Genomic DNA, 19,495 nt, shown 5'->3' on the forward strand with positions numbered 1-19,495 from the left:
AGCCGGGCATTTTCGCCGATTTGCCAACCGGTGACAATCAATGCTTTTTCCGACCGGGCTGATTACCCCAGCGGCAGCGCCATCACGATCGCGTCTTCGCGGCCGTGGGCGCTCGGGTAATAATTGCGGCGCACGGTGACTTCGTTGAAACCGAGATCTTCATACAGCGCGATCGCCGCCTGGTTGGAGGCGCGGACTTCCAGCCACAGCGTGACCACGCCGCGGCTCTCCAGCTGTTCGATCAACGCGTTGAGCAGCAGGCGGCCAAAGCCCCGGCGCTGGTGCTGCGGATGAATGGCGATGTTGAACAGCGTGGCTTCGTCCAGCACGATCTGCGTGATGGCGAACCCCGCCATCTCCCCATCGGCGCTCAGCTTCAGGTTAAGGTAGCGATCGCCCTGATTGCTGGCAAAGGTGGTTTCCGTCCAGGGGAAAGCGTGGCTGGCTTGCTCAATGGTGAAGGCCGTGGCCAGGTCGGCCGCCGTCAGGGTAGAAATCGTGTTCATGATGACAAATCTGCTGCCAGAGGGCGCGTTTGGCCCCCGCGTCTTGAGAAAGCTCGGCCAGCGCCGGGCTGTGTAGCTGCGCGCCGGCGACCGCGAGCGGCTCCGCCACGCCCAGCCGCCAACTGTTACATGCGGTCTCTGCAGGCAGCATCGCCACCTGTTCCGGCGTCAGGCTGTAAGTTTGCGCCGGCGTCAGCCCCAGGCTGCGCAGCACGTCGCAAAACAGCGGATCGTCGGGCGCCGGCAGCGTCTGCGCCACCACCAGCAGGCGCGTCTCGGGCGGCAGACTGACCGCCACTTCGCCCTGCAACACGCCCGGGCGGCGCAATGTCCACTGCGTAATACCCAGTTGTTGTAACAGCCAGTCGCGTTTTGATGCCATGCCGATTCCTACCCGTTGTGGTGCGCCATGCCTGCCATGCGCCGCGCTATGCTAACAAACCCGCGCAGCCCGCGCCAACAAACCCGTCGAACATATCGCCACAAAGCTCTATAATCCCCGGTCTTATTTCCAGGAGCCAATATCTGATGTCTGCATTAACCCCCGCCAGTGAAGTCATGCTGCGCCACAGTGATGAATTTATCGAACGCCGCGTGCTGTTTGCCGGCGACCTGCAGGACAGCCTGCCGGCCCAATTCGAGGCCGCGGACGTGCGCGTCCACACTCAGCAATACCATCACTGGCAGTTACTGAACCGGACGATGGGCGATAACGTGCAGTTCGGTTTGACCGTCGATCCCGCTTTCGTCGCCGACTGCGACACGCTGGTGTACTACTGGCCGAAGAGCAAACAGGAAGCGCAATTCCAGCTGTGCAACCTCCTGGCGCTGCTGCCGGTGGGCGCGGACGTGTTCGTGGTCGGTGAAAACCGCAGCGGCGTGCGCAGCGCCGAGCCGACGCTGGAAGGCCACGTCACGCTGGTGAAAATCGACAGCGCGCGCCGCTGTGGCCTGTATCACGGCCGCCTGGACGCGCAGACCGAATTCGACCTGAACGACTGGTGGGACAGCTATCAGCTGCACGATCTGGAAGTGAAAACGCTGCCGGGCGTGTTCAGCCGCGACGGCCTGGACGTCGGCAGCTCACTGCTGCTGTCGACGCTGGAAAAACACATGAAAGGCAAGGTGCTGGACATCGGCTGCGGCGCCGGCGTCATGGCCTCGGTAATGTCCAAGCTGTCGCCGAAAGTCAAATTGACCCTCAGCGACGTCAACGCCGCCGCGGTGGAATCCAGCCGCGCGACGCTGGCCGCCAACGGCATCGAAGGCGAAGTGATCGTCAGCAACGTTTACTCCGACATCACCGGCCGTTTCGACATGATCATCTCCAACCCGCCGTTCCACGACGGGCTGCAGACCAGCCTGACCGCCGCCGAAACCCTGATCCGCGGCGCGGTGAAGCACCTGCCGATCGGCGGTCAGCTGCGCATCGTCGCCAACGCCTTCCTGCCATACCCGGACATTCTGGACGCCACCTTCGGCAGCCACGAAGTGCTGGCGCAAAACGGCCGCTTCAAGGTGTACCAGGCCACCGTCGGCCGCCCGCCGCGCGCGCCGAAGAAGAAATAATTCGCCGTTGGCGGAAAACGACAGAGCGCGGCCCGAGGCCGCGCTTTTTTTTAGCCGTTGATGTAGGTCATCGACTCCGCGCCGTAGCGATCGCCGGCCGCCGCGCTCAGCGGAAACACCGCTTCTATCGCCGCCAGTTCAGCCGCGCTCAGCGCGATCTCCGCCGCAGAGACGTTCTCTTCCAGATAGCGACGGCGTTTGGTGCCGGGGATCGGCACGATGTGCTCACCCTGCGCCAATACCCAGGCCAGCGCCAGCTGTGAAGGCTTGACGCCCTTCTGCGCCGCCAGCTCGCCCACCTTCTCCACCAGCGCCAGGTTGCGGGCGAAGTTTTCCCCCTGGAAACGCGGGTTGCCGCGGCGGAAATCGTCCTCGGCCAGATCCTCCGGCCGCCGGATAGCGCCGGTGAGGAAACCGCGCCCTAACGGGCTGTAAGGCACAAAGCCGATGCCCAGGCGCTCGCAGGCCGCCAGTACGCCCTGCTCGGCGTCGCGCGTCCACAGCGAATACTCGGTCTGCAGCGCGGTGATCGGATGCACCTTGTGCGCCCGCTCCAGCGTGGCGACCGACGCCTCGCTCAGGCCGATGTGGCGGATCTTGCCTTCGCGGATCAGATCCGCCATCGTGCCCACGACGTCTTCGATCGGCACTTGCGGATCGACCCGGTGCTGATAATAGAGATCGATCTCCTCCACGCCCAAGCGCCGCAGGCTGCCTTCCACCGAGCGCCGGATATACTCGGGCCGGCTGCTGACGCCGCGCGCCGACGGATCCGCCGGATCGCGCAGAATGCCGAACTTGGTGGCCAGGAACACCTGTTGCCGCTTGCCCTTGATCGCCTCCCCCACCAGCTCTTCGTTGGTGTGCGGCCCGTACATGTCGGCGGTGTCGAGCAGCGTGACGCCCAACTCCAGCGCCCGGTGCAGCGTGGCGATGGCTTCCTGCCGATCGGCGCCGGTGGAGTAGAAGTCGCTCATGCCCATGCACCCCAGCCCCAGGGCGGAGACGACGGGACCGTTGGAACCGAGTTTACGTTGTTGCATTGTGCTGCCCTCATGCGGTGAATGGATAACGCAGCAAAGTCTGGTTGTTTACGCGACAAAGATAAATAATGCAGATTGCACATCACTGTTCAAAAATCACCAACAATCCGGAGTGGATATGGATCAGGTTCAAGCCATGCGCATTTTTACCCGCATCGTCGAACTGGGCAGCTTCAGTCGGGCGGCCGAACGCCTGCAGCTGCCGCGCGCCACGGTCAGCAACGCGTTGAAACGGCTGGAACAACGGCTGGGCGTGCGCCTGCTGATCCGCACCACCCGCCAGGTGCAGGTGACCAGTGAAGGCAGCCTCTACTATCAACGCTGCGTGCAGTTGCTGGGGGCGCTGGAGGAGGCGGACACGCTGTTCAGTCACCATAAGCTGCAGCCGTCCGGCAAGGTGCGCATCGATATGCCCCATTCGCTGGCGCGCCAGATCGTCATTCCGGCGTTGGACGACTTTTACCGGCGTTATCCCGACATCACCCTGGCACTGGGCGCCAACGACACCCACGTCGATCTGTTGCGCGAAGGCGTGGACTGCGTGCTGCGCGCCTGGGAAACCGAAGACGACAGTCTGGTAGCGCGGCACATCGCCCAGCTGCCGCAGGTCACCTGCGCTTCCCCCGCTTATCTGCAGGCCCACGGCACGCCGCTCGACATCGATCGCCTGGAGCCGCATCGCGCGGTGGGGTATTTTTCCCTGGCCAACAACCGCGATTACCCGCTGGAATTCTGCCGCGGCGGCAAGCTGGAACTGCGCGAGCTGCCCGCGCGGCTCAGCGTCAGCGGCGCCGACGCCTACATCGCCGGCGCGCGGGCCGGCATGGGATTGATTCAGGCGGCGCGCTATTCGCTTGCCCCCTGGCTGGAACAGGGCGAACTGGTGGAAGTGTTGGCGGACACGCCGCCCCCGCCGATGCCGATTTACATCATGTATCCACCCGGCCGTTTCCTGGCGCCACGGGTCAGGGTGTTGATTGATTGGCTGATTTGGCTGTTTGACCAGCAGAAAAGCGGCGATATGGCTGTTTTTCCAGCAAACGCCCGCAAAGCGGGGAAATAACTGTTGACGTGCCCGCCAAAATCTCTAGAATTCGCCTCCGTGGTAACGTTACTCCGGTAATGTTTCTGGTACGCGAAGGTGGCGGAATTGGTAGACGCGCTAGCTTCAGGTGTTAGTGTCCTTACGGACGTGAGGGTTCAAGTCCCTCTCTTCGCACCAAATAACCACATGATTTATATTGCACTCAGCATCGATGCGAAGGTGGCGGAATTGGTAGACGCGCTAGCTTCAGGTGTTAGTGTTCTTACGGACGTGAGGGTTCAAGTCCCTCTCTTCGCACCAAGCTGGCGACGTAATATAAATCAAAGCAACAACATCGACTGTGCGAAGGTGGCGGAATTGGTAGACGCGCTAGCTTCAGGTGTTAGTGTCCTTACGGACGTGAGGGTTCAAGTCCCTCTCTTCGCACCAATTGATGATCTCTTCGGCGGTTCCTTCGAAAAAATCCCAACGCATTGATGATAAACACGCTTAAGCGTGGTTTTGCCGTTTCTGGCGTTTCACCCAAAGCTGAAGTTGAGGCTGACTGCCGCCAGGCCGCCCGCCAGCGCCATGCAGGAAGGCAACAGCAGATAGTGGCGCAGCCGGCTGTTGAACAGCATCACCAGCGTGGCCAACATCGCTATCACGATCAGGGTGCGCAACTGCAGCATATCCAGGTTGATCAGGGCCAGCAGCGGCATCAAAGCACAAGGCAGCAAAACGCCCCAGGCGCTGGCCAGGCGATCCCCGAGGCACCAACTGACGCCCCACAGCCCGCACGCGGCAATCATGGCAGTGAGCATGACAACCCCCTTAAGTGATAATGATAACCAATATCATATAACACTTTTTTGGCCGCCGCATCATTTTCACTGCGCTGACCAAACTCAGATGACACCAGCAGGAAAAAATGATAATTTGACATAAGAAAATTCCTAGTCCTGTTTGCATGATAATAATCACAACCCTCAACCATGCAATTCAAGTGGATATTCGCGCCAAGGGAATGCTTCTCAACCTTAATTATTCGACAGAACGACTTTGCAAAGAGTGACCTCCGTATGAACGCCCGTTCTTATCAGGAATTACTGAACAGCAAGCAGCGCCTGGCATTATTTCTTTTTCTGATAATGAATGCCGCCTCTTCCGTATTTACATTATTGTTCCCTTTTAGGGATACGCCCGCATTTACCCTACCTTTATTATGTATACCGCTATTTTGTCTGGTAGCAGCGCTATTTTCTCTGCAAACGCCACGTAAATATTTGTGCAAACTCAACCTGTTCGCCAGCGTGCTCGGCCTGCTCTGGGCCGCACATATTTACGTTAAAAGTCAATATTGCCTACCGAATAACCAAGATTTTTTATTAATTAGTTTGTTTAGCATCTTTTTTATCAGCGCTATTTCTCTGACGGATAACTTTACCGCCTTTTGTTTACACGCCGTACCTTCCGCAATGATGATCCTGGCTTTAGACGGTATGCATAATACCCTGCGGATATTATTCACCACGCTATTACCTATTATCGCTTTCTCCATTCATCACCTGATGTTGAAACGCAGTGAAATCTTTACCCACGCGCTGGTGGCCAACCTGTATAACGAGCGGGACAAATTCAATAATTTGAGCATGCTCGATCCCCTGACCGGCCTTTATAACCGTCGAGGGCTGGAGAATAAGATCACTATGCTGCTGGAACCGCAAACCGGCCGCCACTACGTGCTGCTGCTGGATATCGACCACTTCAAGGTCTACAACGACAGCTACGGCCACGCCATGGGCGACCGGGCGCTGGTGCAGGTGGCGATCGCCATCCGCGATGCGGTGCGTTCGCGCGACATCGTGGTGCGCTACGGCGGGGAAGAGTTTTTGGTGCTGTTGACCAACGTGCACGAAGGCTATGCGGCGCAGCTGGCCGAACGGGTGCGTCAACGCGTGGCGGAACTGAATATCCCGCACGGCGCCAGCCCGCAGCACAGCGGCACGCTGACGCTCAGCGCGGGCATCTCGGCATTGGAAAAGCTGGACGTCGAATCAGCGATCGGCGCGGCCGACGCCGCGCTCTATCTGGCGAAGCACAGCGGCCGCAACAATATTCAGCTGGCGCAAAACGTCGAGCCCGCCGCCGTTCACCCTTAAGCCGCCGCCGTAACGGCGCGGCGGCTGACATCAACACTTATACGGCTATACGGCGGTGGAACGCAGCCCGTTCAGCAACAGGTTCAAACTGACCAAGGCTTGTTCCAGCCCCACATCTTTTTCCGGATGATGGGCGACCCACAGCGCGGCATCCATCAGGCCGCCGTTGATTAAATGCGCCAGCGATTCCGGCTCGGCGACGGCGATGCGCCGCTGCGCCATCAAGGCCTGCAATGCGCCCGTCATCCAGCTGATGCACGCCAGCTTGCTGGCCCGCAGATATTCAGCTCCCAGCACCGAAGGTGAATCACGCAACAGAATGCGTTGCGCTTGCGGCTCCGTCATCATGATCAGATAACCGCGGCAACGCGCCGCAAAAGCCTCCCAGTCATCCGCAGTACTCGCGGTTATGTCAGCCAGATGCGTATCCATCTCCGCGTCTATCGCCTGCACCACCGCCAGGAACAGCCCCTTTTTATCGCCAAAATGGTGATAGAGCGCGCCGCGCGTCAGGCCGGCCTGGGCGGTGAGATCATCCATCACCGTCTCGGCATACCCCACGCTGCCAAACTGCCGGCGGGCCGCTGCCACCAGCTTTTGTCGGGTTTCTTCAATCATTTCGGTGCGCGCTTTACGTGCCATGGGTCCACTCCGCCTCATTATTGATGACGTTATAATTGACATACGCCATGTATGTCAATTAACGTAACATACGTGGCGTATGTCAATGATGGACATTGAGCGAATACCGAGCCGCCAACATTCCGGAGCCCTTTCCATGGCAAATCCTTATTTCAAACTGTTCAACGCCCCGGGCAGCAAGGCGTTTTCCTCTGCCGGGCTAATCGCGCGCCTGCCGGTCTCGATGACCGGCATCGGCATCATTACCATGCTCTCGCAGGTACGCGGCTCTTATTGGCTGGCGGGCGCGGTGGCAGCGACGTTCGCCTTTTCCATGGCGCTGCTTGCGCCGCAAATCGCGCGCGCGGCGGATCGTCACGGCCAAAGCCGCGTGTTGCCGTATGCCACCGGGATCAGCGCGATCGCCCTGCTGCTGCTGTTGCTCTGCACCCACTATCGGGCACCGGACTGGACTCTGTTTGTCTTCGCCGCGCTCGCGGGCGGCATGCCCAGCATCTCCGCGATGGTCAGGGCCCGCTGGAGCGAAATTTATCGCGGCACGCCACAGCTGCACACGGCATTTTCATTCGAGTCCGTATTGGACGAGGTGGCCTTTATCGTCGGCCCACCGATCGCCGTGGGGCTTAGCGTTTCACTCTTCCCAGAGGCCGGCCCTCTGGTAGCCGCCATACTTCTGGTGGCGGGCGTTGCGGCATTCGCCGCGCAAAAAAGCACCCAGCCCCCGGTTTACGCCCACAATAACCAGCGGCAGCGCGCCATCCTGACCATGCCGTCGATGCAGATCCTGGTGCTGGCGCTGATCGCCCTCGGCACCATCGTCGGCACCGTGGACGTCATCAGCGTGGCCTTCGCCGAGCAGCAAGGGCAGCCGGCCGCCGCCAGCATCGTACTGTCGGTTTACGCGTTCGGCTCCTGCCTGGCCGGGCTGATTTTCGGCGCAATGAAAATCCCCGTCCCCTTGCCTCGTCTGTTCTTATACGCGGCGTTCGCCACCGCTTTCACCACCTTGTCGCTGCTGTGGGTGCACAATGTCTTAACGCTGGCGGCGGCGATGTTTGTCGCCGGATTGTTTTTTGCGCCGACCATGATCGTTGCCATGGGGCTGGTTGAAAACATCGTGCCGCCCTCCCGGCTGACGGAAGGATTGACCTGGATGGTCACCGGCCTGGGGATAGGCGTAGCGTTCGGCGCAGCCCTGGCGGGCCTGGCGATCGACGCTGCGGGGATAACGGCCGGCTTTGGCGTTACACTCACGGCCGGCCTGGTCGTACTGCTGGTGGCGGCCGGCGGCTATCGCCTAATGCGGCGAACGCTGGCCTTGAAAGCGGCGTGAATCGCCCGCGCTAGGCGCTTTCCCAAATCGCCTTGCCCTGCCAGCGCCGTTCGATCGCCGCCAGGAACAGTTTCACCTTGGGGGAGAGATGGCGCCGGCTGGGATAGACGGCGCAGATCGGCGGCCCAGGGCGACAATAGCGTTCCAGCACCGGCACCAGCGTGCCGGCCGCAATCTGCTCGCCGACCAGAAATGCCCCCACCTGACACAGACCGGCCCCGGCGACGGCGGCATCCCGCAAGGCCTCGACGTTGTTGAAACGCATCCGGCCGCGCACCGGCTGTTCGTGCAGTTGGCCGTTGACCAAATAGCGCCAGGGCGCCGACAGCCCCTGATGACTGAAGACCAGCGTCTCGTGATCGCCCAACGCCTCCGGTTTCGCAGGCGCGCCGTGCCGCGCCAGATAATCCGGCGCCGCGCAGGTGATCAGGCGATGCGGCGCGAGCACCCGCCGCACCAGTCGGCTGTCGTCGCTGCCGCCGACGCGGATCGCCACGTCGATGCCGTCGCGCACCAAATCGCTGTAATCGTCGGAAAAGCTGACGTCGGCGTCCACCTCCGGCCACTGTGCCAAAAACTCCCGCAAAATCGGCAAAATGTGCAACCGCCCCAGCGAGACCGGCAGATCCAGCCGCAGCCGCCCGCGCGGGGTTTGCCGCCGCGTATTGAGCGCCGTTTCCGCCTCTTCGGCCTGTGACAGGATGCGCTGCGCATACTCGTAAAACACCGCGCCGTCTTCGGTCAGGCTGACGCTGCGCGTGGTGCGCTGCAGCAGCCGGGTCGCCAATTGCGCCTCCAATCGGTTCACGCATTTTCCCGCCGCCGATCGGGAGATGCCCAGCCTCTCGGCCGCCAGCGTGAAGCTGCAAGCGTCGGCGACGCGAATGAATACCAGCAGGTCGGTCAGGTTATCCAACGGCATAGACGGTAAATTAGCCACGATTTGTCCCCAATGTTGCGCAATCAGGCCAGTTTATCAGCCATTTTGGCGCGGATACACTGAGGTTATTCATCTGTTGGGAGGATCCTTATGAGTGCCTTACACGCCGGCGGCGGCGCAAAGTCTTGGCTGGCGACCTTCGCCATCGGCCTGTCCACCTTTACCGTCGTCACCGCAGAAATGCTGCCCGTCGGGCTGCTGACTCCGATCGTCAGCACCTTGAACGCATCGATAGGCCGTGCCGGGCTGCTGATTTCCCTGCCGGCCCTGTTCGCCGCGCTGTTCGCCCCGCTGGTGGTGCTGGGCGCCCGGCGCACGGATCGCCGCAGCCTGTTGGTGGGCTTTCTGCTGCTGCTGATCGCCGCCAACCTGCTGGCCGCCGCCGCCACCTCCCTGGCGCTGCTGTTCGCCGCGCGCATCCTGCTGGGCTTTTGCATCGGCGGTATCTGGGCCATCGCCGGCGGGCTGGCGGAACGCCTGGTGCCGCCGGCCTCCGTCGGATTGGCGCTGTCCATCATCTTCGGCGGCGTAGCGGCGGCCTCGGTGTTCGGCGTGCCGCTCGGGGTATTCCTCGGCGAAGCGCTGGGCTGGCGCATGGCGTTTCTGGCGGTCGCCGTTCTGGCGGCGCTGACCCTGCTCCTGCTGGTGTGCGTGCTGCCGCCGCTGCCGGTCACGCAGGCGATCGGCTGGCGGTCGTTCACCGCGCAACGCGCGAATCGCCGGCTGCTGACCGGGCTGCTGCTGACGTTTCTGCTGGTCGCCGGCCACTTTATGGCTTACACCTTTGTCCGCCCGCTGCTGCAGACGGTCTCCGGCATCGAGAGCCGCTGGGTGGGGCCGCTGCTGTTCGCCTACGGCATCGCCGGCCTCGTCGGGAATTTTATCGCCGGCCAGGCCGCCGCCAAACGACTGCGCCGCACCCTGGCGCTGATCGCCCTCGGGCTGGCGCTCGCCGTCCTGCTGCTGCCGCTGCTGGGCCACGCGCCGCTGAGCGGCGGCGCCTTCCTCCTGCTGTGGGGCATCGCCTACGGCGGCGTTTCCGTTGCGTTGATGGCGTGGATGCTCAAGGCGGCGCCCGATGCGGTCGAGGTCGCCTCTTCACTGTATATCGCGCTGTTTAACCTGGCGATTTCCTGCGGTTCGCTGGTGGGTGGGCTGGTGGTGGATGCCGGCGGCCTGACGATAAACGGCGCGCTGTCCGGCCTGGTGCTGCTGCTGGCGTTGGCCATCCTGATGGGGACCCGGCGGCAGATGCCGAAAACGGCGGCGAAAGCCGATTCGCCGCCGGGGTGAATCAGGCGCGGCGCTGCCGCAGGCCGTAAACCAGCACCACCGCGAAGCACAGCAGCGGCAGCAGATAAGAGAGCGCGGTGCTGTAACGGTCGGCCAGCGCCCCCATAAAGTACGGCATGATGGCGCCGCCGACGATCGCCATGATCATGAACGAGCTGGCACGCTTGGTGTGCTTGCCCAGATTTTTCACCCCCAGGGCAAAAATGGTCGGGAACATGATCGACATAAAGAAGAACACCGCGATCAGCGCCACCACCGATACGCCGTCGACGCTCAGCATCACCACGCCGCACAGCGCGATGTTGATCAGCGCATAGACCGCCAGCAGCGTCGCCGGTTTGACTCGCCCCATCAGCCAGGTGCTGAAGAAGCGCCCGACCATAAAGCAGATCATGGCGATCGACAGCAGGTAAGAGGCGCTCTGGTTAGACACCTCGCGCCAGTGCTCGGTGGCGTAGTTGATGAAGAACGCCCCGACGCCCACCTGCGCCGCCACGTAGAAGAACTGTGTGATAACCCCGCCGACGAAATGCGGATGCTGCCACAATCCCTGCGCTATCACGCCGTGCACCGGCTTTTCCTCTTCGCGGATCGCCGGCAGCCGGGTGCGGCTGAACAACAGCGCGATCAGCAGCACCAGCGCGGCGATCGCCACATAGGTCATCTTCACAGCGCTCTGATCGCCATCGCCGGCGGACTGACTGGCGGAGAAGAACAGCGTGCCGCCGATCAGCGGGCCGATAAACTGCCCGAGGCCGTTGAACGACTGCGCCAGGTTGAGCCGCCGTTCGGCGCCCTGCGCGTCGCCCAGCACCGTGGCGTACGGGTTGGCCGCCGTTTCCAGGCACCCCAGGCCGCTGGCGATGACGAACAGCGCGAACAGGAATACGCCGAAGCTGTTGGCCGACGCCGCCGGCACGAACAGCAACGCCCCCAGCGCGTACAGGCACAGCCCGACCAGAATGCCCGCCTTATAGCCCTTGCGATCCATAAAGTACCCGGCGGGCAGCGCCACCAGGAAGTAGGCGCCGAAGTAGGCCGCCTGCAGCAGCCCCGACTGCGCCTTGGTGACGTGCAACGTCTCCTGAAAATGTTTGTTCAATACGTCCAGCAGGCCATAGGACAGCCCCCACATGAAGAACAGGCTGGTGACCAGGATAAAGGCCCAGCGCAGATTGGCGGTCACGGGGACGCCCGGCTGCGCGGAGGCCGCACTTTTTTCAGCAAGCATGGTGATACCCTCGTATCGTCTGGCGATGATGATGTTGGCGTTATTGCTGTTGCAGAGAGAAAATCCGCGCCATTTCCACCCATTTTTCGCCCTGCGGCGTCCAGGGGGTGGCGGCCTGGTAGTGCCACATCAGCGCTTCCCATCGCTGTACTTCGGGGTTGTTCAGGCTGGCGGCGTCAAAGCGCGCGGCGTCGAAATCGGCGCTGACCTCCACGATCATGAACAGCCGGGTGCCCAACCGGTAAATTTCCATGTCCAGAATGCCGTGCTCGCGCAAATGCGCGGCGATGCCCGGCCAAATGCGCTGATGATGCTGCTGGTACTCCGCAATCAGCGCCGGTGAGTCAATCAGATCGAGCGCCTGGCAGAAACGGCGCCGCCCTGCCGCCGCGCCGCTCACGTCAGCGCCCGATCGAGATGCAGGTAGCCGCCGTCCACCGACAGCCACTGCCCGGTGGTATGCGATGACCGCGACGACAGCAGAAACGCCACGGTATCGGCGATCTCCTGCGGCGTAGTCATGCGCTGCCCGAGCGGAATGCGCGCGGTAATTTTCTCCATCTGCCGCTGCGGCTCGGCGAAGGTGTTGAGCCAGCGCTGGTACTGCGGGGTGATCACCTCCGCCGGCACCACCGCGTTCACCCGTACCCCGTCATGGCGCAGCGATACCGCCCATTCGCGCGTCAGCGCCAGCACCGCGCCCTTGGCGGCGGTGTAGCCGCTGGTGCCGCCCTGGCCGCTGAGCGCGGTCTTGGAGGCGATGTTGACGATAGCGCCCCGGCTCTCCCGCAGCGCCGCCTGGCACAGGTGCGCCATCAGGTAGTAGTGCACCAGGTTCTTTTCCAGCGAACCGACGAACGCTTCACGCCCCGCCTCCAGCCCGACGCCGTCATTGACCCCGGCGTTATTCACCAGCCCGTCGACGCGGCCGAAGGTCGCCAGCGTCTGGCTGACCGCGCGGCGGCAGGCCGCCTCATCGCACAATTCGGTGAGGATCACCTCGGTGTGCGGCTGCAGCCGCTGCAAATCGGCCAGCAGCGCCGCCTCCGGCGCGGCGTTGGTGACCAGCACCGGGATCGCCCCCTCTTCAGCCAGCACATGAGAAATCGCCGCGCCGATGCCGGCACCGCCGCCGGTGACCAGCACCACCTTATCTTGCAGATACAGATCCATAACCAGACTCCGTTAAACCGTAAATTCGCCAGGCGGTGTCGCCCCAAATCGCCGCCTGCTCGGCAGCCCCCAGCGTCGACAGCGCCCGTTCGCACAGTTGCACCACCTGGCGGTAGTCGCCGGCCAGCAGGCACACCGGCCAGTCGGAGCCGAACATCAGCCGCTGCGGGCCGAACGCCTCCAGCGCGGCGTCGAAGAACGGCAGCAGTTCCTCCGCCCGCCACCGGCCGCCCGGCGCCTCGGTGATCAGGCCCGAAAGCTTGCAGGCCACGTGCGGCAGCGCCGCCAGCGGCCGGATTTGCTGCGCCCAGTGCCGCGCGCCGCGCGCGATGTCCGGCTTGCCGAGGTGATCCAGCACCAGCCAGTGCTCGTCATGGCGGGCGGCGAACGACGCCACGGCCGCCAGATGCCGATGCGTCACCAGGATCTCGTACACATACCCGGCGCGCTGCAGCGTTTGCATGCCACGTTCCACCTCCGGCCGCGCCAACCAGGCCGCCGGATCCGCTTCGTCCTGCACCTGATGACGCACCCCGCGCAGCGCAGCGCGCGGCCTCAGGGCCTCCAGACGCTGCGCCAGCTGCGGCGCGGCGATATCCAACCAGCCCACCACGCCGCATACGCCTTCGCTCCGTTCAGCCAGCGCCAGCAAGGCCAGCGTCTCTTCCTCGCTGGGGCGCGCCTGCACCGCCAGCGCGCCGTCGAAACCGTGTTCCTGCAACAGCGGCCGCAGCCGGGGCGGATCGAAATCCTGCCGCAGCACGCGCATCCGCTCGTCGATCCACGGGTAATGCTGCGGGTGGTAGCGCCAGTAGTGCTGGTGAGCGTCGATGCGCGGCATGCGAACCTCCCGCTTCACCCGCGGAACCGGTATTGCTCGATCGACGACGGATGCATCTCGATCGAGTAACCGGGCCGGCTCGGCGGCATGTAGGCCGCGCCGTTGATCACGCAGGGATCGACAAAGTGTTCATGCAAATGATCGACGTACTCGATCACCCGGCCTTCGTGGGTGCCGGCGATGCACAGGTAGTCGATCATCGACAGGTGCTGCACGTATTCGCACAGCCCGACGCCGCCGGCGTGCGGGCAGACCGGCAGCTGGTATTTGGCCGCCATCAGCATCACCGCCAGCACTTCGTTGACGCCGCCGAGACGGCAGGCGTCGATCTGCACCACGTCCACCGCACCGCGCATGATGAACTGTTTGAACATGATGCGGTTCTGGCACATCTCGCCGGTAGCCACCTTGACCGGCGCCACCCCTTCGCGGATGCGGCGATGCCCTTCGACGTCGTCCGGGCTGGTCGGCTCTTCGATAAACCAGGGTTTGGCGAACGCCAGATGTTTCACCCACGGAATGGCTTCGTCCACCTCCCACACCTGGTTGGCGTCGATCATCAGCCGGCGATCCGGGCCGATCACCTCACGGGCGATGCGCACCCGGCGAATGTCGTCTTCCAGATCGCGCCCGACCTTCAGTTTCAGGTAGGAGAAACCGGCGTCGACCGCTTCCTGGCACAGGCGGCGCAGCTTGTCGTCCGGATACCCCAGCCAACCTGCCGAAGTGGTGTAGCAGGGGTAACCTTCCTGCAGCAGCCGCTCCAGGCGCCGTTCTTTGCCCTCGGCCCGCTGTTTCAGTAGCGCCAGCGCTTCCTGCGGCGTGATGCAGTCGGTGATGTAACGGAAGTCGATGCAGCGCACCAGCTCCTCCGGCGTCATCTCTGCCACCAGCCGCCACACCGGTTTGCCGACCGATTTGGCCCACAGATCCCACACCGCGTTGACCACCGCGCCGGTCGCCAGGTGAATGGCGCCTTTGTCCGGCCCGATCCAGCGCAGCTGGCTGTCGCTGGTGAAGCGCCGCCAGAAGGCGCCCATGTCGGCGGCGATCGTCTCCAGCCGCTCACCGACGATCTGATGCTCCAGCGCGCGGATCGCCGCGCAGCAGATCTCGTTGCCGCGGCCGATGGTGAACGTCAGTCCGTGGCCACTGAGATCCGCGCGATCGGTCTCCAGGATCACGTAGGCGGCGGAATAGTCGGGATCCGGATTCATGGCGTCGGATCCGTCCAGCCCCAGCGAGGTGGGGAAACGAATGTCTTCAACCCGCAGTGCGGTAATGATGGTCATGGCGGCGCTCCCGGTTAAGCCTGTACGGTTTGCTGGCGCTGTTCGCCCAGCCCTTCAATGCCCAGACGCATCGTCTGGCCCGCCCGCAGGTAGATGGGCTGCGGTTTCTGCCCCATGCCGACGCCCGGCGGCGTGCCGGTGGAGATCACGTCGCCCGGCTGCAGGCTCATAAAGCGGCTGAGGTAGCTGACGATCTGCGGAATGCGGAAGATCATGGTGCTGGTGTTGCCGTCCTGATAGCGCTTGCCGTCCACCTCCAGCCACAAATTCAGGCTGTGCGGATCGGCGATCTCGTCGGCGGTCACCAGCCAGGGCCCGATCGGCCCGAAGGTGTCGCAGCCTTTGCCCTTGTCCCAGGTGCCGCCGCGCTCAATTTGATATTCGCGTTCTGAGACGTCGTTGATCACGCAATAACCGGCGACGTGGCGCATCGCATCCGCTTCGCTGATGTAGCGCCCGCCCAGGCCGATCACCACGCCCAGCTCCACTTCCCAGTCGGTTTTCTGCGAGCCGCGCGGGATCTCCACCCGGTCGTAGGGGCCGACCACCGCGCTGGTCCATTTGTTGAACACCACCGGTTCTTCAGGAATGGCCGCGCCGGTTTCCGCCGCGTGATCGGCGTAGTTCAGGCCGATGCAGATGAACTTGCCGATGCCGCCGACGCAGGCGCCGAGGCGCGGCTGCCCCTCGACCAGCGGCAATGCGGCGCTGTCCAGCGCACGCAGTTTGGCGAGCGACGCCGGCGATAACGCGGCGCCGCCCACGTCGGCGATATGCTGCGACAGATCGCGCAGGCGGCCCTGTGCATCCAACATGCCGGGGCGCTCTTGCCCAGGTTGCCCATAACGTAAAAGTTTCATGCGTTCCTCTCTCAAAAATGGCGGATCAGTTGCTCCAGCCGCCGTCGATGATCTGCACCGTGCCGGTGGTGTACGAACTGGCGTCGGAGGCCAGATACAGCGCCAATTGGGCGATTTCCTCGGTGGTGCCGATGCGCCCGATCGGCTGGCGGGCGACGAACGCCTGATACACCTCTTGCTCGCTGCGCCCCTGTTCGCGCGCCTGCTCGGCGATGCGCTGGCGCAGTGACGGCGATTCCACCGTGCCAGGGCAAATGGCGTTGCAACGGATGCCCTGGGTGACGTAATCCGCCGCCACCGAGCGCGTCAGGCCGATCACCGCCGCCTTGCTGGCGCTGTAGGCGAAGCGGTTCGGCACCCCTTTCACGCTCGAGGCCACCGAAGACATGTTGATGATCGAGCCTTTGCCGCGCGCCAACATGCCCGGCAGGAAGGCGCGGATCATGCGGAACATCGCGGTCACGTTGAGATCGAGCGCGAACGCCCACTGATCTTCGCTGCAATCGAGGATCGATCCGCTGTGCACTACGCCGGCGCAGTTGAACAACACGTCGATCGGGCCGATCGCTTCCGCCGCCGCCGCGATGGCGGCCGGATCGGTGACGTTCAGCGTCAGCGCGCGGATCCCGGCGCAGCCCTGCAGGCGCTCAAGGTTGATGTCGCTGGCGATCACGTCGGCGCCGGCGGCGGCGAACAGCCTGGCGGTAGTGAATCCGATCCCTTGCCCGGCGGCGGTGATCAGTACGCGTTTCCCGGTTAAATCCATCTTGACTCCTCGGCCTAAAGGTCTAATGGTCAGGCCACTAAGGGCGATTAAAGGTCAGGCCTCTAACATGACAAAAGACGCTTTACGCGTTATCGTTGGGGGAAGAAGTTAATAAAACAGCCTTGAAACCACATTTCAATTAACCATTTTTTTACACTTGAATAACGATTACTCAAGCGCCTTGTCGCATAATTGTGCGCCAAATCACTGAACGCCGAATCGTCAAAGGTCAAAAATGCCGATTACCCGACTGGAAAACCCAAGGATTTACAGACAGATAGCCGACCAGCTCAAACGTCTTATCGAGAATAACGAATTTCCGCCTGGCAGCCGCCTGCCTTCGGAGCGCGATCTCGCCCAGCAGTTGCAGGTCAGCCGCGCGTCGGTGCGCGAGGCGCTGATCGCGTTGGAAGTGATCGGCCTGGTGGACGTCAAGGTGGGCAACGGGGTGATCGTGCGTTCGCAAACGCCGCCGGCGGCGTCGCAGGAGTCGGTGATGGCCCAGGCCGGCCGCAACCAGTGGGCGGAGATCGACGACGAACTGAATATCGAGCTGGATTTCAACGCCGAGCTGCCGCCGTTTTCACTGCTGCAAACCCGCCTGCTGATTGAACCGGAGACCGCTGCGCTGGCCGCGCGCCACGCCACCGACGAGGAGCTGGCGGGCATCCGCGCCGCCTATGAGCAGAACTGCCGCGATAACCGCGCCGGCTCCGCCACCCACCCCGGCGATCGACTGTTCCACATCCGCATCGCCCAGGCCAGCGGCAATCCGGCTTACGCGTTCATCATCGGCCATCTGCTCGGCCACCGCTACGGCAGCATGTTCCGCGTGCTGCAGCGCCACTATACGCCGGACGACATGCCGCACCGTTCCGAGCTGGAACACCGGGCGATCCTGGCGGCGATCGAAGCGCGCGATGTGCGCGGCGCCCGCAAAGCGATGAAGGCGCACCTGGATGAAGTGATCGCCATTTTCGCCCGCGCGCAGTAAGCCGCCGGCGGTGAAAAAATTTTATCGCCACCGCTCTTTTTTCTACATGCAGCGGGGGGGTGGGCACATTACACTGGGCGATGGATTACGCCCTTTCCCGCTGCATTGTTAAATGGATAACGACCGTTGAAGAACTCTGTCTCCGCTTTATTGCTGGCGCTGGGCCTGTGCGCCGCGCCGCTGGCCGTGCAGGCCGCGCCCCCGCAGCTGGCTTCGCAAATCGTCGACCAGTATGCCGAACATATTTTCTACAACAGCGGCGCCACCGGCATGGCGCTGGTGGTGATCGACGGCAATCAGGTGGTTAACCGCAGCTTCGGCGACACCAAGCCCGGCAATAACCTGCGCCCGCGCCCGGATTCGCTGATCCGCATCGCCTCGATCACCAAGCTGATGACCAGCGAAGTGATGGTGAAAATGGCGGCGGCAGGTCAGGTCAAGCTGACCGATCCGCTGCGCAAGTACGCCCCCAAGGGCGCCTATGTGCCGTCTTACAACGCCGGCCAGCCGATCACGTTATTGAACCTGGCGACCCACACCAGCGCGCTGCCGCGCGAGCAGCCGGGCAAGAAGCCGCCGAAAACGCCGGTGTTCACCTGGCCGACCAAGGCCCAGCGCTGGCAGTGGCTGGCGCATGCCAACGTCACGGTGCCGCCGGGCGTGCGCGCCGCTTATTCCAACCTGGCGTACGATCTGCTGGCCGACGCGCTGTCGCGCGCCGCGGGCAAGCCTTACAGCGCGCTGCTGAAAGAGAAAATCACCGCGCCGCTCGGCATGGTCGACACCACGCTGACGCCGAGCCCTGAACAATGTTCGCGCCTGATGGTGGCGGCGGCCGGCCCAAGCGCCTGCCGCGACACCACCGCCGCGGCCGGCAGCGGCGGCGTCTACTCCACCCCGCGCGACATGCAGCGCTGGATGCAGCAATTCCTCTCTTCCAGCGCCAGCGGCCCGCGCAAAGCCACCGCCGCCAGCGAGCAAACCATGTACTTCCAGCGCCACGATCTGGTGTCGCTGAAGGGCATGGACGTGCCGGGGCAAGCGGATGCATTGGGATTGGGCTGGGTGTATATGGCGCCGAAGGACGGGCTGCCGGGCATCATTCAGAAGACCGGCGGCGGCGGCGGATTCATTACCTACATGGCGATGATCCCGGCAAAAAACGTCGGGGTGTTCGTGGTGGTGACCCGCTCGGAGCTGAGCAAGTTCACCAACATGAGCGATCCGGTCAACCGCCTGGTGAGCGATCTGGCAGCCAACAAGAGCTGATATGCGGGGCGCAGCCTGCTGCGCCCCAACGCCTCAGGCCGGCACCGCCATCTGATGGATCACCGGATGGAAGTTGCGCTTGAAGTAGATCAGGCCGTTGCCGGCTTCGCTCAGCGCGATCTGCTTGATCTGCACCAGATACATCTGGTGGGTGCCGATGCTCTGGATCTGCTCGATCTCCCCTTCCAGGCTGGCCAGGGTATTGCGCAGCACCGGCTGCCCCAGCGCGCCGAGCTGCCACTCTTCCAGCCGGAAACGATCTTCCATGCTGACGCCGGTCATGCCGGCGAAGTGGCGCGCCATCAGCTCCTGCTCATGGTTGAGCACGTTGACGCACAGCCTGCGGTTTTCCTGAAACACCGGGTTCATCGCGCTGTTGCGGTTGATGCACACCAGCAGCGTCGGCGGCGTATCGGTCACCGAACATACCGCCGTGGCGGTGATGCCGCAGCGCCCCGCCGGGCCGTCGGTGGTGACGATATTCACCGCCGCCGACAGGCTGGCCATCGCGTCGCGAAAGCGCAGCCGCTGTTCATTTTCCTGAGACATACAACCTC

General features: G+C 63.1%; 21 protein-coding genes and 3 tRNA genes. 10 read left to right on the top strand and 14 right to left on the bottom strand.

Going from position 1 to position 19,495, the window contains the following annotated elements:
• Window positions 1-62 precede the first annotated feature (62 nt).
• Window positions 63-506, bottom strand: coding sequence for a ribosomal protein S18-alanine N-acetyltransferase (rimI, locus tag CRO23_RS20855; RefSeq protein ID WP_044029730.1), 444 nt, complete (start codon window positions 504-506; stop codon window positions 63-65).
• Window positions 451-888 carry a DNA polymerase III subunit psi gene (locus CRO23_RS20860; RefSeq protein WP_016929171.1) on the bottom strand — a complete coding sequence of 146 codons (438 nt, stop codon included), beginning with the start codon at window positions 886-888 and terminating at the stop codon, window positions 451-453. Before CRO23_RS20860 ends, rimI begins: the two co-directional genes overlap by 56 nt.
• A 146-nt stretch (window positions 889-1,034) precedes the next feature.
• Between CRO23_RS20860 and rsmC the strand changes: the two genes are divergently transcribed.
• Window positions 1,035-2,075, top strand: a complete 1,041-nt coding sequence (rsmC, locus tag CRO23_RS20865) for a 16S rRNA (guanine(1207)-N(2))-methyltransferase RsmC (protein ID WP_060434174.1) — start codon at window positions 1,035-1,037, stop codon at window positions 2,073-2,075.
• A gap of 50 nt (window positions 2,076-2,125) precedes the next feature.
• Here the strand turns inward: rsmC and CRO23_RS20870 are convergent, their stop codons facing one another.
• Complete coding sequence (locus tag CRO23_RS20870) at window positions 2,126-3,118, bottom strand: aldo/keto reductase (protein WP_097102791.1); 993 nt, start codon at window positions 3,116-3,118, stop codon at window positions 2,126-2,128.
• Between the two features lie 118 nt (window positions 3,119-3,236).
• Between CRO23_RS20870 and CRO23_RS20875 the strand changes: the two genes are divergently transcribed.
• The 4 genes from CRO23_RS20875 (at window position 3,237) to CRO23_RS20890 (ending at window position 4,592) form a co-directional block, all read left to right on the top strand.
• Window positions 3,237-4,181: a LysR family transcriptional regulator gene (locus tag CRO23_RS20875; protein ID WP_097102793.1), complete on the top strand. Its 945-nt coding sequence runs from the start codon at window positions 3,237-3,239 to the stop codon at window positions 4,179-4,181.
• A 72-nt stretch (window positions 4,182-4,253) separates the two neighbouring features.
• Window positions 4,254-4,340, top strand: a tRNA-Leu gene (locus CRO23_RS20880).
• Window positions 4,341-4,376: 36 nt separating this feature from the next.
• Window positions 4,377-4,463: transfer RNA gene (locus tag CRO23_RS20885), tRNA-Leu, on the top strand.
• A gap of 42 nt (window positions 4,464-4,505) precedes the next feature.
• A tRNA-Leu gene (locus tag CRO23_RS20890) sits at window positions 4,506-4,592 on the top strand.
• An 89-nt stretch (window positions 4,593-4,681) separates the two neighbouring features.
• Here the strand turns inward: CRO23_RS20890 and CRO23_RS20895 are convergent.
• Window positions 4,682-4,966 carry a DUF1435 domain-containing protein gene (locus tag CRO23_RS20895; RefSeq protein ID WP_004933115.1) on the bottom strand — a complete coding sequence of 95 codons (285 nt, stop codon included), beginning with the start codon at window positions 4,964-4,966 and terminating at the stop codon, window positions 4,682-4,684.
• Between the two features lie 258 nt (window positions 4,967-5,224).
• On the opposite strand from CRO23_RS20895, the gene CRO23_RS20900 reads away from it, so the two are divergent.
• On the top strand, window positions 5,225-6,304 hold the full coding sequence (locus CRO23_RS20900) for a diguanylate cyclase (protein WP_028127874.1): 1,080 nt from the start codon (window positions 5,225-5,227) through the stop codon (window positions 6,302-6,304).
• 45 nt (window positions 6,305-6,349) lie between these two features.
• On the opposite strand, the gene CRO23_RS20905 is transcribed toward CRO23_RS20900, so the two are convergent.
• Entirely contained in the window at window positions 6,350-6,946 is a 597-nt protein-coding gene (locus tag CRO23_RS20905; RefSeq protein ID WP_097102795.1) for a TetR/AcrR family transcriptional regulator, read from the bottom strand.
• Between the two features lie 136 nt (window positions 6,947-7,082).
• On the opposite strand from CRO23_RS20905, the gene CRO23_RS20910 reads away from it, so the two are divergent.
• Complete coding sequence (locus tag CRO23_RS20910) at window positions 7,083-8,279, top strand: MFS transporter (protein WP_097102797.1); 1,197 nt, start codon at window positions 7,083-7,085, stop codon at window positions 8,277-8,279.
• Between the two features lie 10 nt (window positions 8,280-8,289).
• On the opposite strand, the gene CRO23_RS20915 is transcribed toward CRO23_RS20910, so the two are convergent.
• Entirely contained in the window at window positions 8,290-9,201 is a 912-nt protein-coding gene (locus CRO23_RS20915) for a LysR family transcriptional regulator (protein ID WP_097102799.1), read from the bottom strand.
• Between the two features lie 108 nt (window positions 9,202-9,309).
• Here CRO23_RS20915 and CRO23_RS20920 point away from each other — a divergent pair, with 108 nt between their 5' ends.
• A complete protein-coding gene (locus CRO23_RS20920) occupies window positions 9,310-10,512 on the top strand; it encodes an MFS transporter (RefSeq protein ID WP_097102801.1) in 1,203 nt (400 codons plus the stop codon).
• A 1-nt stretch (window position 10,513) separates the two neighbouring features.
• Here the strand turns inward: CRO23_RS20920 and fucP are convergent, their stop codons facing one another.
• From fucP to CRO23_RS20955, 7 genes are read right to left on the bottom strand one after another with little or no spacing between them, the layout of a single operon-like run.
• On the bottom strand, window positions 10,514-11,743 hold the full coding sequence (gene fucP, locus CRO23_RS20925) for an L-fucose:H+ symporter permease (protein ID WP_097102803.1): 1,230 nt from the start codon (window positions 11,741-11,743) through the stop codon (window positions 10,514-10,516).
• A gap of 40 nt (window positions 11,744-11,783) precedes the next feature.
• Window positions 11,784-12,143, bottom strand: coding sequence for an L-rhamnose mutarotase (locus CRO23_RS20930; protein ID WP_015376547.1), 360 nt, complete (start codon window positions 12,141-12,143; stop codon window positions 11,784-11,786).
• Window positions 12,140-12,916 (bottom strand): SDR family oxidoreductase, encoded by a 777-nt coding sequence (locus CRO23_RS20935; protein WP_097102805.1) that lies wholly within the window; start codon window positions 12,914-12,916, stop codon window positions 12,140-12,142. The genes CRO23_RS20930 and CRO23_RS20935 overlap by 4 nt, the downstream gene beginning before the upstream one ends.
• Entirely contained in the window at window positions 12,894-13,757 is an 864-nt protein-coding gene (locus CRO23_RS20940; RefSeq protein ID WP_097102807.1) for an amidohydrolase family protein, read from the bottom strand. Before CRO23_RS20940 ends, CRO23_RS20935 begins: the two co-directional genes overlap by 23 nt.
• Window positions 13,758-13,771: 14 nt before the next feature.
• Window positions 13,772-15,049 carry an L-fuconate dehydratase gene (locus tag CRO23_RS20945; RefSeq protein ID WP_079451097.1) on the bottom strand — a complete coding sequence of 426 codons (1,278 nt, stop codon included), beginning with the start codon at window positions 15,047-15,049 and terminating at the stop codon, window positions 13,772-13,774.
• Window positions 15,050-15,063: 14 nt separating this feature from the next.
• Window positions 15,064-15,909: a fumarylacetoacetate hydrolase family protein gene (locus tag CRO23_RS20950; RefSeq protein ID WP_028127877.1), complete on the bottom strand. Its 846-nt coding sequence runs from the start codon at window positions 15,907-15,909 to the stop codon at window positions 15,064-15,066.
• Between the two features lie 25 nt (window positions 15,910-15,934).
• Window positions 15,935-16,675 carry an SDR family oxidoreductase gene (locus CRO23_RS20955; RefSeq protein ID WP_097102809.1) on the bottom strand — a complete coding sequence of 247 codons (741 nt, stop codon included), beginning with the start codon at window positions 16,673-16,675 and terminating at the stop codon, window positions 15,935-15,937.
• 235 nt (window positions 16,676-16,910) lie between these two features.
• On the opposite strand from CRO23_RS20955, the gene CRO23_RS20960 reads away from it, so the two are divergent.
• The gene (locus CRO23_RS20960) at window positions 16,911-17,669 is read left to right on the top strand and encodes a FadR/GntR family transcriptional regulator (protein ID WP_004933150.1); all 759 of its coding nucleotides are present in this window, start codon (window positions 16,911-16,913) and stop codon (window positions 17,667-17,669) included.
• Between the two features lie 126 nt (window positions 17,670-17,795).
• Window positions 17,796-18,938 (top strand): D-alanyl-D-alanine-carboxypeptidase/endopeptidase AmpH, encoded by a 1,143-nt coding sequence (ampH, locus tag CRO23_RS20965; protein ID WP_015376541.1) that lies wholly within the window; start codon window positions 17,796-17,798, stop codon window positions 18,936-18,938.
• Between the two features lie 33 nt (window positions 18,939-18,971).
• Here ampH and hpaC read toward each other — a convergent pair whose 3' ends face one another.
• The gene (gene hpaC, locus CRO23_RS20970; protein WP_016929186.1) at window positions 18,972-19,487 is read right to left on the bottom strand and encodes a 4-hydroxyphenylacetate 3-monooxygenase, reductase component; all 516 of its coding nucleotides are present in this window, start codon (window positions 19,485-19,487) and stop codon (window positions 18,972-18,974) included.
• Window positions 19,488-19,495: the final 8 nt, after the last annotated feature.

It is taken from the genome of Serratia sp. JKS296 (assembly GCF_900215445.1).
Lineage (GTDB): Bacteria > Pseudomonadota > Gammaproteobacteria > Enterobacterales > Enterobacteriaceae > Serratia > Serratia marcescens.

What these genes read in the sequence shown, in the direction of transcription:
- CRO23_RS20950 (WP_028127877.1), bottom strand. Translation starts at nt 15,909, where the DNA reads ATGAAACTTTTACGTTATGGGCAACCTGGGCAAGAGCGCCCCGGCATG.
- CRO23_RS20940 (WP_097102807.1), bottom strand. Translation starts at nt 13,757, where the DNA reads ATGCCGCGCATCGACGCTCACCAGCACTACTGGCGCTACCACCCGCAG.
- CRO23_RS20960 (WP_004933150.1), top strand. Translation starts at nt 16,911, where the DNA reads ATGCCGATTACCCGACTGGAAAACCCAAGGATTTACAGACAGATAGCC.
- CRO23_RS20900 (WP_028127874.1), top strand. Translation starts at nt 5,225, where the DNA reads ATGAACGCCCGTTCTTATCAGGAATTACTGAACAGCAAGCAGCGCCTG.
- CRO23_RS20875 (WP_097102793.1), top strand. Translation starts at nt 3,237, where the DNA reads ATGGATCAGGTTCAAGCCATGCGCATTTTTACCCGCATCGTCGAACTG.
- CRO23_RS20920 (WP_097102801.1), top strand. Translation starts at nt 9,310, where the DNA reads ATGAGTGCCTTACACGCCGGCGGCGGCGCAAAGTCTTGGCTGGCGACC.
- CRO23_RS20935 (WP_097102805.1), bottom strand. Translation starts at nt 12,916, where the DNA reads ATGGATCTGTATCTGCAAGATAAGGTGGTGCTGGTCACCGGCGGCGGT.
- fucP (WP_097102803.1), bottom strand. Translation starts at nt 11,743, where the DNA reads ATGCTTGCTGAAAAAAGTGCGGCCTCCGCGCAGCCGGGCGTCCCCGTG.
- CRO23_RS20910 (WP_097102797.1), top strand. Translation starts at nt 7,083, where the DNA reads ATGGCAAATCCTTATTTCAAACTGTTCAACGCCCCGGGCAGCAAGGCG.
- CRO23_RS20860 (WP_016929171.1), bottom strand. Translation starts at nt 888, where the DNA reads ATGGCATCAAAACGCGACTGGCTGTTACAACAACTGGGTATTACGCAG.
- CRO23_RS20945 (WP_079451097.1), bottom strand. Translation starts at nt 15,049, where the DNA reads ATGACCATCATTACCGCACTGCGGGTTGAAGACATTCGTTTCCCCACC.
- rsmC (WP_060434174.1), top strand. Translation starts at nt 1,035, where the DNA reads ATGTCTGCATTAACCCCCGCCAGTGAAGTCATGCTGCGCCACAGTGAT.
- CRO23_RS20915 (WP_097102799.1), bottom strand. Translation starts at nt 9,201, where the DNA reads ATGCCGTTGGATAACCTGACCGACCTGCTGGTATTCATTCGCGTCGCC.
- CRO23_RS20895 (WP_004933115.1), bottom strand. Translation starts at nt 4,966, where the DNA reads ATGCTCACTGCCATGATTGCCGCGTGCGGGCTGTGGGGCGTCAGTTGG.
- hpaC (WP_016929186.1), bottom strand. Translation starts at nt 19,487, where the DNA reads ATGTCTCAGGAAAATGAACAGCGGCTGCGCTTTCGCGACGCGATGGCC.
- CRO23_RS20955 (WP_097102809.1), bottom strand. Translation starts at nt 16,675, where the DNA reads ATGGATTTAACCGGGAAACGCGTACTGATCACCGCCGCCGGGCAAGGG.
- CRO23_RS20905 (WP_097102795.1), bottom strand. Translation starts at nt 6,946, where the DNA reads ATGGCACGTAAAGCGCGCACCGAAATGATTGAAGAAACCCGACAAAAG.
- rimI (WP_044029730.1), bottom strand. Translation starts at nt 506, where the DNA reads ATGAACACGATTTCTACCCTGACGGCGGCCGACCTGGCCACGGCCTTC.
- CRO23_RS20870 (WP_097102791.1), bottom strand. Translation starts at nt 3,118, where the DNA reads ATGCAACAACGTAAACTCGGTTCCAACGGTCCCGTCGTCTCCGCCCTG.